Origin of the sequence: Alteromonas stellipolaris, from assembly GCF_001562115.1 — a bacterium.
Taxonomy (GTDB): domain Bacteria; phylum Pseudomonadota; class Gammaproteobacteria; order Enterobacterales; family Alteromonadaceae; genus Alteromonas; species Alteromonas stellipolaris.
This window is the reverse complement of record NZ_CP013926.1, coordinates 541,799-554,866: the sequence shown is the minus strand read 5'-3', so window position 1 is coordinate 554,866 and position 13,068 is coordinate 541,799. Positions and strand designations below refer to the sequence as shown.

The 13,068-nt window shown below is 45.2% G+C and carries 15 protein-coding genes; 7 read left to right on the top strand and 8 right to left on the bottom strand.

What is annotated here, in order from left to right:
• Positions 1-195: 195 nt before the first annotated feature.
• A complete protein-coding gene (locus AVL57_RS02240; RefSeq protein WP_057794306.1) occupies positions 196-531 on the top strand; it encodes a hypothetical protein in 336 nt (111 codons plus the stop codon).
• A 143-nt stretch (positions 532-674) separates the two neighbouring features.
• On the opposite strand, the gene AVL57_RS02235 is transcribed toward AVL57_RS02240, so the two are convergent.
• A complete protein-coding gene (locus AVL57_RS02235) occupies positions 675-1,775 on the bottom strand; it encodes a murein hydrolase activator EnvC family protein (protein ID WP_376738716.1) in 1,101 nt (366 codons plus the stop codon).
• Positions 1,776-2,086: 311 nt separating this feature from the next.
• On the opposite strand from AVL57_RS02235, the gene AVL57_RS02230 reads away from it, so the two are divergent.
• The 4 genes from AVL57_RS02230 (at position 2,087) to gpsA (ending at position 4,370) form a co-directional block, all read left to right on the top strand.
• The gene (locus AVL57_RS02230; protein WP_057794310.1) at positions 2,087-2,512 is read left to right on the top strand and encodes a rhodanese-like domain-containing protein; all 426 of its coding nucleotides are present in this window, start codon (positions 2,087-2,089) and stop codon (positions 2,510-2,512) included.
• Positions 2,513-2,524: 12 nt separating this feature from the next.
• Entirely contained in the window at positions 2,525-2,785 is a 261-nt protein-coding gene (grxC, locus tag AVL57_RS02225; protein ID WP_013785632.1) for a glutaredoxin 3, read from the top strand.
• A gap of 62 nt (positions 2,786-2,847) precedes the next feature.
• Positions 2,848-3,354, top strand: coding sequence for a protein-export chaperone SecB (secB, locus tag AVL57_RS02220; RefSeq protein ID WP_013785633.1), 507 nt, complete (start codon positions 2,848-2,850; stop codon positions 3,352-3,354).
• A gap of 11 nt (positions 3,355-3,365) precedes the next feature.
• The gene (gene gpsA / locus AVL57_RS02215; protein ID WP_057796402.1) at positions 3,366-4,370 is read left to right on the top strand and encodes an NAD(P)H-dependent glycerol-3-phosphate dehydrogenase; all 1,005 of its coding nucleotides are present in this window, start codon (positions 3,366-3,368) and stop codon (positions 4,368-4,370) included.
• Positions 4,371-4,432: 62 nt separating this feature from the next.
• Here gpsA and trmL read toward each other — a convergent pair whose 3' ends face one another.
• The 4 genes from trmL to AVL57_RS02195 all read right to left on the bottom strand — a co-directional run bounded on the left by trmL (position 4,433) and on the right by AVL57_RS02195 (position 8,129).
• Positions 4,433-4,897: a tRNA (uridine(34)/cytosine(34)/5-carboxymethylaminomethyluridine(34)-2'-O)-methyltransferase TrmL gene (gene trmL, locus AVL57_RS02210; RefSeq protein ID WP_013785635.1), complete on the bottom strand. Its 465-nt coding sequence runs from the start codon at positions 4,895-4,897 to the stop codon at positions 4,433-4,435.
• 82 nt (positions 4,898-4,979) lie between these two features.
• Positions 4,980-5,945, bottom strand: coding sequence for an alpha/beta fold hydrolase (locus tag AVL57_RS02205; protein ID WP_057794312.1), 966 nt, complete (start codon positions 5,943-5,945; stop codon positions 4,980-4,982).
• A 76-nt stretch (positions 5,946-6,021) separates the two neighbouring features.
• Positions 6,022-7,392 (bottom strand): ATP-binding protein, encoded by a 1,371-nt coding sequence (locus AVL57_RS02200; RefSeq protein WP_057794314.1) that lies wholly within the window; start codon positions 7,390-7,392, stop codon positions 6,022-6,024.
• Positions 7,389-8,129, bottom strand: coding sequence for a response regulator transcription factor (locus tag AVL57_RS02195; RefSeq protein WP_057794316.1), 741 nt, complete (start codon positions 8,127-8,129; stop codon positions 7,389-7,391). Before AVL57_RS02195 ends, AVL57_RS02200 begins: the two co-directional genes overlap by 4 nt.
• Positions 8,130-8,377: 248 nt before the next feature.
• On the opposite strand from AVL57_RS02195, the gene AVL57_RS02190 reads away from it, so the two are divergent.
• A complete protein-coding gene (locus AVL57_RS02190; protein WP_057794318.1) occupies positions 8,378-9,202 on the top strand; it encodes a Spy/CpxP family protein refolding chaperone in 825 nt (274 codons plus the stop codon).
• Positions 9,203-9,256: 54 nt separating this feature from the next.
• Here AVL57_RS02190 and AVL57_RS02185 read toward each other — a convergent pair whose 3' ends face one another.
• Positions 9,257-10,447: a flagellar assembly protein T N-terminal domain-containing protein gene (locus AVL57_RS02185; protein ID WP_057794320.1), complete on the bottom strand. Its 1,191-nt coding sequence runs from the start codon at positions 10,445-10,447 to the stop codon at positions 9,257-9,259.
• 12 nt (positions 10,448-10,459) lie between these two features.
• Entirely contained in the window at positions 10,460-11,209 is a 750-nt protein-coding gene (locus AVL57_RS02180; protein WP_057796404.1) for a flagellar basal body L-ring protein FlgH, read from the bottom strand.
• A 159-nt stretch (positions 11,210-11,368) separates the two neighbouring features.
• Here AVL57_RS02180 and AVL57_RS02175 point away from each other — a divergent pair, with 159 nt between their 5' ends.
• Complete coding sequence (locus tag AVL57_RS02175) at positions 11,369-12,202, top strand: hypothetical protein (RefSeq protein WP_057794322.1); 834 nt, start codon at positions 11,369-11,371, stop codon at positions 12,200-12,202.
• Positions 12,203-12,313: 111 nt separating this feature from the next.
• Here the strand turns inward: AVL57_RS02175 and AVL57_RS02170 are convergent, their stop codons facing one another.
• Positions 12,314-12,724, bottom strand: a complete 411-nt coding sequence (locus tag AVL57_RS02170; protein ID WP_057794324.1) for a methylglyoxal synthase — start codon at positions 12,722-12,724, stop codon at positions 12,314-12,316.
• Between the last annotated feature and the right edge of the window lie 344 nt (positions 12,725-13,068).

The following is a 13,068-nucleotide window of genomic DNA, read 5'->3' as shown; positions in this document are numbered from 1 at the left end:
CCAGATAAAAAAGTGTGAATGCATATTGGTTTCACTGAACCAGCATTAGTGCAGCATACCAATTTACAAAAAGGAAACAAGCACTGCTAAGCCCTTCTTAGTGTGTAAAGGTTGCGTAAAGAGTGACCAAGTGGCTCAATTTCAGCTTTAATAGTCGATAAGGTTACAACGTATACTATTTATTGTGGAGTAATTATGATTTCTTCTGTAAACAGCTCAGCTATTCAAGCTGGCATGCCGCCTCGCCCTGAAGGCCAAGCACTTAGTGATACACAAAAAGAATCTGTCAGCGCTATCTTGTCATCTTACGATCCAGAAAACTTATCAAGCGAAGATGCGGCTTCCATTGTAGAGCAATTCAAAGAGGCAGGTATCGAGCCAAGTAAGTCGTTGAATACCGCGTTAAACAGTGCAGGCTTTGAAGGTAAAAATATTGCCGAATTAGCGGGTATCGGCAAACCACCGCCCCCTCCACAACAACAAGAAGCGTCGAACTTACCTGACAATTCCACTTTTTCAATAACGGTATAATCCGTTCGGGCATTGAGGTTTAACTTTTATCACTGCGCTTTTGAATACGCTCTGGATTCGCTTTGGCTTGCGTTTTTTGGGTACATCAAAAGACGAGCTTGAGTCGGTGCGATAAGTAAAGACAAGCTCTAGTAGTTACGAAATCAATTAAACCAAGCGGTGGGATTTAACGCTTTTCCCTTATGGCGTATTTCAAAATACAAATTAGGGTAATCTTGTCCGCCGCTTCTTCCTACCAAAGCAATACTTTCACCAGAAAGAATATCGTCACCAGCTTGTTTCAACAATGCTTGGTTGTGTCCGTAAACACTCATGTAACCTTCGCCATGATCGACAATGGCCACTAAACCAAACCCGCGAAGCCAGTCAGCATAAAGTACTTTGCCCGATGCCACGCTTTTAACGGCCTCGCCTTCTGAACCATCAATAATAATGCCTTTCCAGCGCACTTGCCCTTGTCTGCGGTTGCCAAAGAGTTTACGTATGTGACCTTCAACAGGCACTAGCAACTTCCCCTTTAATTTGGCTAACCCATCCAACGATACCTTGGCTCTAGCCGCAGCCCGCTCGGCGGCAATACGGGCGGCTTCAATAGCGTCTAGTAGCGCTTTTTCATTTGCCTGCAAGGTGGCAATACGTCCGCTTTCACTGGCGATAGTTTTATTAAGTTTGGCTAAGGTTTGCTTTCTATCGTCTTGGCGAGTTAACAACACGCCGCGCTGACTTTCTTGTGTCTTGCGAAGGGAGAGCAGAGATTCCGCTTTTTCAGCCAGTTCTTCGGTTACCGCTTCAAGGCGAGCTACATTGTCTCTGAATCGAGTAATTTCTTGCTGACGGGCTTTTGCCAAATACTTATAGTACGTAATGACCCGTTCGAAATTACGGGCGTCTTCTTGATAGAATAACATTTTAGCGTAGTCGTAATGCCCTGCCATAAAGGCACTTTTCAACTGACTTGAAAGTAAGGACTGTTGCTGGCGAATGGCTTCTTTTAAGCCTTCTTGCTCTTCAACAAGCGCTCCTTCTTCCGCTAACACACTATTTAATTGCTGTTTGTTTTGCGCCAAGGCTTTTGCCACTTTCGCTATTTCAAGCTCTGAGCGCTTGAGTACTTGCTCAAGTTCTTGTGCGCTAGCCTTGTTATTTTCTAAAACCTGCTGACGCGCTCTTAATTCAACTTGCAGTTCTGCCAGCTTCTCTTGGCTAACATCTTGCGCCGACACGGTTGATGAGACTATGCCCATGCCGAATATGGCAGCCAGTAAACATACAATTGAGCAAAAGCGTTGAGTAAACATAAAAAGGTAATAGCAGCCTTTGGCGGTATATTAATGGTAAAAACAGATTGCAGAATTTACCCACAATCATGGTGATAGTTAGCGTATCAGTGTATCTGAGGGCTAGATTAAATCCCAGTGCAATTTGGTTGTAATATCAAGCAGCTATTGTACCGCACACAATTACAATAGACGCTTGTCTATTGCAGGGTGGTTTCTCGCCCGTTTTTCTATATACTTTGCACTCTTTTTATGGTCTGTAGACAAGGTTTGAAGTAATGGATCAGCTAATAGCGTTTGCCAGCGATAATATTGTACTTGCTGGTGTATGGGTTGCTTTGGTGGGCATGTTGGTGTTTAGCTACATTTCAACGCTTACCTCTTCAATCAAAGAAGTAAATACACACGAAGCCACTTTATTAATGAATAAAGACGATGCGGTTGTCTTCGATACTCGCGCGACGAAAGACTTTAAAGCGGGGCACATTTTAGGTGCTAAGCAAATAAAACCAGAAGAATTGCGCGAGAAAAACTTCGCTAAGCTTGAAAACAGCAAAGATAAACCCATTATCGTTGTATGCGCCATGGGCAATCAAGCTCGTGGTACAGCTGGTGCGATGTCAAAAGCGGGCTTCACTAATGTGAAAGTGCTTAAAGGCGGCATGAACGCGTGGCAAAGTGCAAGTTTACCGATTTCAAAATAATAGGTGATCATAGTGAGTAAAGTAGAGATTTACACCAAGGGCCATTGCCCATACTGCCATCGTGCTAAAGCACTTCTCGCACAGAAAGGTGTTGAGTTTCAAGAGTACCCTATTGATGTTCAGCCAGAATTGCGTGATGTAATGATTGAACGCGCAAATGGCGGTTGGACAGTGCCTCAAATTTTCATCGACGATAAGCACGTAGGCGGCTGTGATGACATGATGGCACTAGAAGCACAGCAAAAACTAAATCCTATGCTTGGGTTAGCATAACGCGTCAGCGCGTAAAGCAACGCAATACATCAAAATAAAACGACAATTAAACAGGAAATATCATGGCTGACGATAATCAGACTACCAATGGCGCCGCAGCAGGCGACCAAGCGCAAGCCCCTCAATTCAACATTCAGCGTATCTTCACTAAAGATATCTCTTTTGAATCGCCAAATGCGCCGGCTATTTTCACAAAAGAGTGGAAGCCAGAAATTAAACTAGATATTGACACTAGCACAAACAAACTAGACGAAAACGTTTACGAAGTTGTGTTGTCAGTAACCGTTACCGCTACACTTGGCGAAGAAACAGCCTTCTTGTGTGAAGTTCAGCAAGCCGGTATTTTTGCTATTGGCGAAATGCCAGATCAGAACAAAGCGCATACGCTAGGTTCATTCTGCCCGAACATGCTTTTCCCGTATGCTCGTGAAACGATTTCAAACCTTGTGAACCGTGGAACTTTCCCTCCACTGAACTTAGCGCCAGTTAACTTCGACGCTATCTTCGCTGCTTACGTTCAAAAGCGTGCACAGCAGGCACAAGGCGAAGCGCCTAAGATGGACGCGTAAGCACCATTATGATGAACCCGAATTCGGTTTCAGTATTAGGGGCGGGGTCGTATGGCACCGCCCTTGCTTTTTGTTTAGCCAGAAATGGTAACCCCACCTTATTATGGGGGCGCGACGAAAAGCACATGGAAGCACTTGCTTCTAGCAGAGAAAACGCTCGCTATTTGCCAGGCGCGACCTTCCCTGATGCGCTTAATGTAGACGCCGATTTAGAAACCGTCATTGCCGCTAGCCAAGATATTCTTGTGGTAGTGCCAAGCCACGGCTTTGCTGCAATGCTTCAAAGCATTAAGCCTTTGTTGCAGCCTATCCATAGAATAATCTGGGCAACCAAAGGGCTTGAACCTAAGACCGGTCGCCTACTACGAGAAGTGGCAGAAGAAATTCTGGGTACGTCGTATCCACTAGCCGTGTTATCAGGGCCCACGTTTGCGAAAGAAATGGTGGCGGGCTTACCTACCGCTATTTCATTGTCATCCACTGACGAAACCTTTGCTGACGAATTTGCCGCTAAGCTGCATTGTGCAAAATCGTTTAGGGTTTACAAAAACCCTGATTTCACCGGCGTTCAATTAGGCGGTGCGGTAAAAAACGTGATTGCCATAGGCGCTGGATTAGCCGATGGTTTAGGTTTTGGTGCCAATGCTCGTACGGCATTGATTACCCGTGGTCTTGCAGAGCTTACCCGCCTTGGCGTGAAGCTGGGTGCGCAGCCAGAAACCTTTATGGGCATGGCTGGCCTTGGCGACTTAGTACTAACCTGTACCGATAACCAATCACGTAATCGTCGATTTGGCTTAGCCTTAGGGCAAGGTAAATCTGTCGACACGGCGATTGAAGAAATTGGGCAAGTGGTAGAAGGCTATCGCAACACAGAAGAAGTACATGTGTTATCGCATAAAGTAGGTGTTGAAATGCCGATTTGCGAGCAGATTTACGCTGTACTTTATCACGGTAAATCGCCAAAAGAGGCCGCATTAACCTTACTCGGTCGCGATCTCAAAAACGAAGGCTAGTTTGGCTAGCTAAACCACGTAAAACAAAACGCGCAGCTTCAACACTGCGCGTTTTTTTATGTCTAGCGTGCGCCGTCGTAACCTAACTGACGCCAGCTTTCATACACAAATACCGATACTGCATTCGATAAATTCATGCTTCTGCTGTCGGGTAGCATGGGAATACGTACTCGCTGTTCAGGCGGAAGCGCATCAATCACATCGTCGGGTAAGCCTCTGGTCTCTGGCCCAAACAATAAGGCATCACCTTTTTTATATTGTGCATCGCTGTGAAATGCTTTGCCTTTGGTAGTACAAGCAAAGATTCGGCTCGGTTTTTCACTTTCAATGTAAGCATCTAGCGAAGCATGGCGCTTAACATGCGCAAACTCGTGATAGTCCAACCCTGCCCTACGTACACGCTTATCGTCCCACTCAAACCCTAAAGGCTCAATTAAATGCAGCATGAAGCCGCTATTTGCGCATAAGCGGATGATATTTCCCGTATTGGGGGGAATTTCTGGCTGGTAAAGTACGATGTCTAACATGCTGGCTCACTGTAGAAATGCTAAATTGCCACGATTTTAAATGGCGATAACGAATGGGCGCTCATCGCCCATTCGCGCTATTTTACGCGCTTAGAAAATCAAATACAGTAGAAAGTGCAGCATCACGAATATCGTCTGATTCGGTAAGCACTTCATGATACGCCACAGGAATAATTTCTACCTGAGCATTGGGGAACTTAGCTGCCACACGACGTTGGCGTTTATTCTCAATAATACTGTCGCCTTCTGCACTTAAGATTAGTGAGCGCGTAGTAATCGAAGCCGCATTGAGTTCAATGGTATTCATCGCGGCTTGCGCTGCACGTAACCATTCGGTTGTTACACCCCCGAGTTGTATTTGGCGTTCTTCATCATAAAGTTGACGAAACAAGCTGTAGCGGCTTTTACTATGCGTAAGCTTATTCAGGGCATAAGGAAATGCGATATAAGGCGTTTGCCCGAAGAAATAACCCGACTCACGCTTTTTAATTTTATTAATTCTAAGCCCTACACTAATAAGACAATTAGCCAACCAATTGGGTAACGCCGGTTTAATACCAAACATGGGTGATGCAAGTACGGCTTTGTCGAACAAATTAGGGGCTTTCAATAGGGTTAGTGCGCCAATTGCACCGCCCATAGAATGGCAAAGTAACTGCAATTCGCCCTGTTGGCGTGGTATTACAATATCATTTACGAAAGTAATTAAATCTTCCACATAATCAGCGAAATCCGCCACGTATCCATGTTGAGGGTCGTGAGTCATACGGCCCGATAACCCTTGACCACGGTGATCAAGAATGAACACCGCAAAGCCATTTTGGTACAAATCGAAAATGAGTTCTTTGTATTTTAAGTACGACTCGATACGTCCGGAACTGATCACTACCGTGGATTTGGTTTTTTCTGGTATGCACCACGCGTAGCGCACATCAACATTATCTTTACCAACAAATTCGCCAAAGGTGACGGAGGTTTGCCAAAAAGGATTGATTGCAGTGGCAAAGGTTGAAGCTAAATCTTGCTCCGACGTAAACGTCCAGCTCATAGAGGCATATCCTAATAGAATAGTGAGGCAGTGATGACTTGAACGCGACAGGGCAATGCGAAGCTATGCGCGTTAGTTAAGTGTTTTCTAACTTACGAGGGAAGGATAGTGTGACGCTTAGGCCACCTTCATCTCTTGTCACTGCTTTTATTACGCCATGATGCAATTGTACGGCAGCTTTTGCAATGGATAAGCCCAAGCCTACCCCTCCAGAAGCTCTTTCTCGGGCTAGGGTTGCACGATAAAAAGGGGCAAATACCCGCTCGCACTCTTCACTTGATAAACCTTCACCGTCGTCACATATGGTCACTGACCACTCGGTTTCAGTAACTGTAAACTCAACCGTTGTTAAGTATGCGCTGTGGCGAATGGCATTACGTAATACATTCTCTACCGCACGGCAAAGTAATACTTGGTCTACTAATACAGTCAACTTGGGTATTTCATCTATATCGAGGGCTTTATTACTGTTCGCGGCCTCAAACTGTCCATCGGTAAAGATATCGCGAAACAACAGAGATAAAGAGTAGGAAGAGAAGTTGGTTACCCCATTTTCAGCGCGACTCAGTTCTAGCAATTGCGTGACTAAGGCCTCCATACGCTCAGCTTCTCGTTCAATACGAGCTAGCGAAGCGGGGTCAACATTTTGCTGATGTGCCAAGCCAAGTGCCATTTGTAATCGAGCAAGGGGAGAACGAAGCTCGTGAGAAATATCAGCCAATAGCCGCTTTTGTCCGCTCCACATTTTCTCTAGTTGATTGGCCATTGAATTGAAATCACGACCTAATTGACCAAGTTCATCCTGTCGCTTGTCAGTGTTATCAATTCTCGCTTCCCAATTACCCGTAGATAATAAACGCGCTGATTTTTGCAGCCGAAGAATAGGTCGAGTAAGTGATTTTGCAAATAGCCAAGACAGTAAGGTCGTTGTTACTAAGGCAATACAAAGAAAGAGGACGAAGGGAGGGGAGTTTTCACCTGGCGCTTCTAATTTAGCGGAAAACAATGCAAAACGTTTACCGTCACGTTCAAAGAACATGGGGCCGGTTATTTTTAGGGCGCCCCGATTTAGCGTGATGGGCACTTTTTGATCGATGATTCTTTGTACATCACGCCTATCATCTTCACGTAACGGCGGACCACCCGCGGCAATCACACGACCTGAGTCAACATCAACTGCAATAGCCCTGCCTCGTCCTGCTCGGCCGTTTCTATCTAAAACAGCCCGAAGGGGGGCTTGCATAGCACGGTCACTCGTAATGCCACTTAATACACGTTCTAGCTGTTGCAATTCTTTCGGCGTGGCACTATTTACTTGAAGTTCTTCGAAGAAAAACCGACTGCCCCACACAGCAAGTACAGCAGTAACAATAAAGGTAGCCCAAAACCATAAAAACAAGCGCCCCATAATGGCGCGGGCAGGGTTTATTTTACGAAGAAACGTCATTGACCGGGTAGCAACATATAACCCACACCGCGGATGGTTTTAATTTTTTCGATATTACTAATTGCGGCTATTTTTTTGCGTAAGTTACTTACGTGCATATCGATACTTCTATCAAACGCTTGAAGAGATTTACCTAATACCTTCAAACTAATTTCTTCTTTCGTCACTCGACTACCTGTGTTCAGCATAAGCAACCGAAGAATAGAGAACTCTGTACTGGTCAGGGTCATTTCAACCTCGCCCACTTTGGCGACCTGGCTACTACTACTTAAAAATAACTCATTCACAATCAAGTCTTGCTCAATGGTACCACCGCTGTTGGTCAATGCCAGTCTTCGGAAAATTGCTTTAATTCGCGCCACCAGCTCTCTATGATTAAATGGCTTTGGCAAGTAATCGTCAGCACCTAGCTCTAACCCTAGAATGCGGTCGTAATCGTCACCGCGCGCCGTTAACATAAGTACTGGTGTAGCATGGCTCACTCTTAGTTTCTTAAGTACATCGAAGCCATCCATTTTAGGCATCATGACATCAAGCAGAATGAGATCATAATGACCACCGGCCGTCGCTTCCGCCAACCCTGCCTGCCCGTCATTACTGACCTGAATTTGATACCCCATACTGGATAGATAGGTGGCTAGCATGTCAGTTAGTTCATTATCATCATCGATAATAAGAATGGACTGTAAATGAAACTCTGAACTCATGTTTTTGAAACCTACGACGGCTTGATTCATCTTTTGGATACCCAAGTATAATGCATAGAGGAATGACAACGGTTAAATACTGCGCGCTGCGTTGTAAAACTAGGAAACACAATGAGCAGCTACCTAGCCATTCCCAAACACAAACGATGGAAATGATAAACTTTGTGACCGATAGAATCTGCGTATGGTTCAAACTTTACACAAGCTTTACACTGCGTTGACTGCTTTTGCCCCCAGAGTGAGTAAGCTTCTGGTGTGCGAATACAAAGGAGACGCCCGTGAATTCAATCCTCATTGCTGGGTTATTAGCTACCACCTTTACCCTAGCCCAAAACGTAAATGCGGCCACTCAAGGCCCCAAAATGCGTGATCATGCTCCTGGGATGGAAATGATCAAAACGTTGAGTCGCCTTTCTCTTTCTTCAGAGCAAATAGATGAGGTGAAAAACCTTGTAACCGCGTTTAAGGCCAATCACGAACGGCCAGACGCGCCCTCAGAGAGACCAGATAAGCCCGGTTTCGCCAGCCTTTCGGAAAGTGAAATTCGTAGCCTAGTTGAAACTAGAATGGCGACACAACAATCGCAACATTTTGCTATTGCCGAACTTCGCAGTCAGATTTACAACCTGCTTTCTGAGTCGCAACGCAATATGATAACCGAGCTTGAAGCTAAGCGAGGATCCAAACGAGAAACTGCCCACGGCCCGAGAAGAGGGGCTAATAGAGGTGCTGACAGAGGCGCTATGCGAGGCCAGCCACCAAGAGGCCCTCGCCTACCGTTTGAAGAACTGAAATTGACTGACGAGCAGATAGCATCACTAGAAACCTTAAATGCCGCTTATCGTGAAACCCGCTTACAACGTAGAGCTACATTGGATGCACACAGAGACGCTGAAAGAGCCCTTGTAAGAAGTGGCAATTTCTCTGAATCTGCGTGGGATGCCCTTTATGCTGAATATAAAGATGATCTCGTTAACGCAGCGATAGAAGACATTACTCACAAACAAGCCACGTTTGCAGTACTTACCGATGTACAGCAAGCCGAGATGCAGCAAAAGCGCGAAAACATAGACGCGCTTCGCCGTTTGTTTAGCGATAACTAACCCTATTGGCTAGAAACAGATAACAACATGGAACGTAAGCAAAGACGCAAACCTTTAGTTTGCGTCTTTTTTTTGTACTGGCGAAACAATGTCGTACAAGTGAACCGCAGATTCAGCGCCTTCGACCTTTAACACACTCACTTCATCACCTAAATGGGTAATAGCAAATCGCCCATTTTCTACTGGCAACATAACGCTCTTAGTGGGTGATAAAAGCACCGGTAATGACTGCTGTTTATATAGCTGAAAGCTGTCATCTTTACGAATACCTTGGGCAACACCTAAATCGACGATCAACTGCTGATTACTCGTATTAACCACCCGCGCAAAAGTGGGCTCGCAGGTAATGGCGGCAGAGATATCGGTTACCGCTGCATTTACTGTATTCAACACCATTCGCCCGTACTCACTGCGCCAAAACAAGCTGTTGTTAGTATCAACTTGATAGGTATTTTCGAACCCCCAGTCTGCTTCACTGTGATAACTGTCGTTATAAATGATGCGTTGCCTGAAGGTATCTAACACAAACACTTGAAGGGTAAAGTTGCGCCTAACCGCCACCTCGTCGCTGTCAAAAAATGACTCACTTTGCGCTATCTGCTCAAACAAGCTTACATCTTTTATGTAGCCGAATAGTGCGAATTGCTGACCATAGGTATCACGTAAGTAAGTAGATTTTTGTTGCAACTCTACCCCTGAGAGCGCTTCGGCAGACCACATATCGGCGTTTGTCATGGCCTGTGATATTTGCATGACATTAGGCGTATCTGCAGTGTTTTTCAGTTGCTGCGCGAATCGTTGCGTGATGTGTTTACCAATATTATAAATACCGCCTGTGGCCGCCTGCCGTGAATCGAGTAAGGCGAAGTGGGTCACCAGCAAACGCTTTTGAAAACGATTGGGTTCACAATCAAACAAAGGCGTTAAATTAACATTTACTACTACCGATAGCACATTGTCTTGAACGCTTTCGCTAATGATTTCAACCCGCTGTATTCGACCCGCGGTACGAAGCTCGGCTTTGCTGCTAAGTATCAGCCCATTGATTAGAACATCTTCGGCGGCAATAACACTTCCGCTCTTATAAGACGCATCGGCAATAGCATTTTTAATTACCGTAGGGCGAACAGAATCTAAGTCTGCACCGGTAAAATTGAGACTTGCTTCACCTTGTACCCATATGGCCATGGCAGTGCCGTGCCACATAGTTAATATTGCTATACCCAGACAAAGGTAGCCTTTCATGCTTTTCACCTACTAACCGAATATTGCGAACAGTTTATCTATTACAGAGCGCTCTTGATTCTTCTGCAAATCACCGGTGCCGCTATATTCAATGAGTGCGTTGCCCACTTTTGACGACACCACCGTATTACTTTCATCAACATCTTGCTTTCGTACTTCACCTGAAAAACGAATATATTCTTTCCCTTTATTCATGGTTATCCACTTTTCCCCGGTGACCAGCAGGTTTCCAGCTGGCGTAATGGCGGTAACGTAAACCGTTATACTTCCTTGCAATGAGTTTGACTGGCTTGATTGGGCCGAACTGGTAAATTCGCTGTCTTGCTCATGGTCAACTTCAAGATCATCGCCTTCAATTTGAATTCCACCTACCCGCACAGTTAAAGGTTCTATATCAAAGGTGCTGTTCTTGTCTTGGTTGTAATCAAGTGACTTCTCAGACTGGGTGGTCTCATCCAGTTTTATTAAAATCATATCGCCAACTTTGTACTGGCTATGGCGCTGATATAACCCCATGGCCAGCTCTGGGTTAAACAAAGATCCGCTAGGGATACGAACTTGTTCAACAGAATAAGCCCGCGGCGGTGCATAAGTAGGATCGCCTGGTGCAGGTTCATCAGAGGTGGGCGATATAGCGCGTTGCTCTACTTTTGGATTGGTTGGACTGCTTGCCACCACTTCTTCTTCTTGTGAAACCGTCTGGGCGCAACCGGTCATTGTAAAGATAAGGGCAAGAAACACTTTCTGGCATCGATTTTTCATAATGTGCTCTGAAGGAAATAAAAAATAATGTTGTTTAAGTGCCATCCATGACCCGAACAGGAGCAAGTTTAAACGAATAATTTCAACACGAAATACGTTCTTTAGTAACTTTGCAAAACCTTTACAAAACAATGATATGCCTGCGGGTATGGGGGAGTTATGGCCATTGAAACATCTACACAAGGCACGATAAATTCGCTGCTTTCAGCAGTGCCGTCAGCGGGGGGAAATTCCACCTCCAATACGGCAGAGGAAGCGGCAACGACTAGCCAGTCTTTGCCGTCTATGTTTGCCGCTTTGTTGTCAAATGAAGAAGCCAGCAATGACGAAACGTCAGAAACGTCAAGTTCACAAAGCAGTACTAGCACAAGTCAATTTGATACCAGCTTGTTATCGAACCTTGTCACTGATGACGCCATTAGCCTAATGCAAAATCAATTGCTTGGTGCCCTGCAAAATAATGTTTTCGCGGCGCTTACTGCGGCAGCATCAACGTCTTCAACCGACACCGCAGCGCAGTCATCAAGCAGCACTGCGCCTTCAACTACGGTTGAAGCAGCTAGTACGGAAACCGACCTGCCAACAACCTCGATGTTCGATAGCATGATGACATCAGCATTTGGTGAGGATGGATTGGGGCTGCAAGACGGTTTTGACACACTCAACATTGTGAACCATTTACCGGTTGTGTCTGATATTTATGAGGCGACGACATCAAGCCATATTGCAGCGGCATCCAGTATGGCGGGCAGTTTCTTATATGGCGGTCTCGGTGGACTACTTTATAACGCCGTTGACCTCACTGTAGAGGGGCTTACCGGTAAGAGTATCTCAAATAATTTATGGGACGCAGGTAAACAAATAATAAATGGCAATGCACCCACCGAAACCACCGATGAAAATAGTCTAATGGTAGATGAGGCTGATGGCGAGACGTCCTCAACCGCTGCTAGTGACGTTTATGAATTTGTACGTCGCCAAGTAAGTGGCTAAGGGTTGCGCTAGCCTTGGGTAGCTAACGTATGAGAGTTTTATGTATTTAAGAGCTTTGTGTTTAAAAGCTAGGTGCTTAAGTGATGTAAGCGGCGGCTAGCGCCGCCACGCTTAAAAATTAGGCTTAATTGGCTTGTACTCAGACGATAAGAAAAGCGGTGACGTTACCATTAAATCAGCGGTAGCTGGCGTACATGCCACTGGCACATTCCACACTGAACATAATCGCAATAGCGCGCGAACGTCAGGGTCGTGAGGAGCTGCGTTTAACGGGTCCCAAAAGAAAAACAGCGCATCGAGTCTGTTTTCAGCGATTAATGCACCAATTTGCTGATCGCCACCAAGTGGACCACTTTTAAACCGTTTTACTTCTAATCCAGTTTCGTCACTGATTAGCCCACCCGTAGTGCCAGTTGCCACTAGGTCACACTGCTTCATTATTTCGATGTGATTATTAACCCATGCTAGTAATTCGGGCTTTTTATGATCGTGAGCTACCAGCGCAACGGTAAGTTTACTCATACTTAGAAATTCCAACTGTCGTTTGTTTAACCATGGTTAATCCATATCATCGCCGATTTATGCGATAATTAGTATAAATATTCAGTTTTATACACTCAATTGTCAACATTATGTCATATCTCAGTGGCTACTATAGATAAAACTCCTACCCAGCTATTTAATGCGACATCTGTGGCACCAAAAACTTAAAATATTTATACATTTTTATTGCATAAATATTCCATATAAGTAAACTAGGCGACGGTTAAGGCATCCAACCCATTTTTAGGGTTGATACAGACACAGGAAGCACCGATGACACAACCAACTCTCGTTCGTGGTAGCAATACTGGGAACGTCAATGA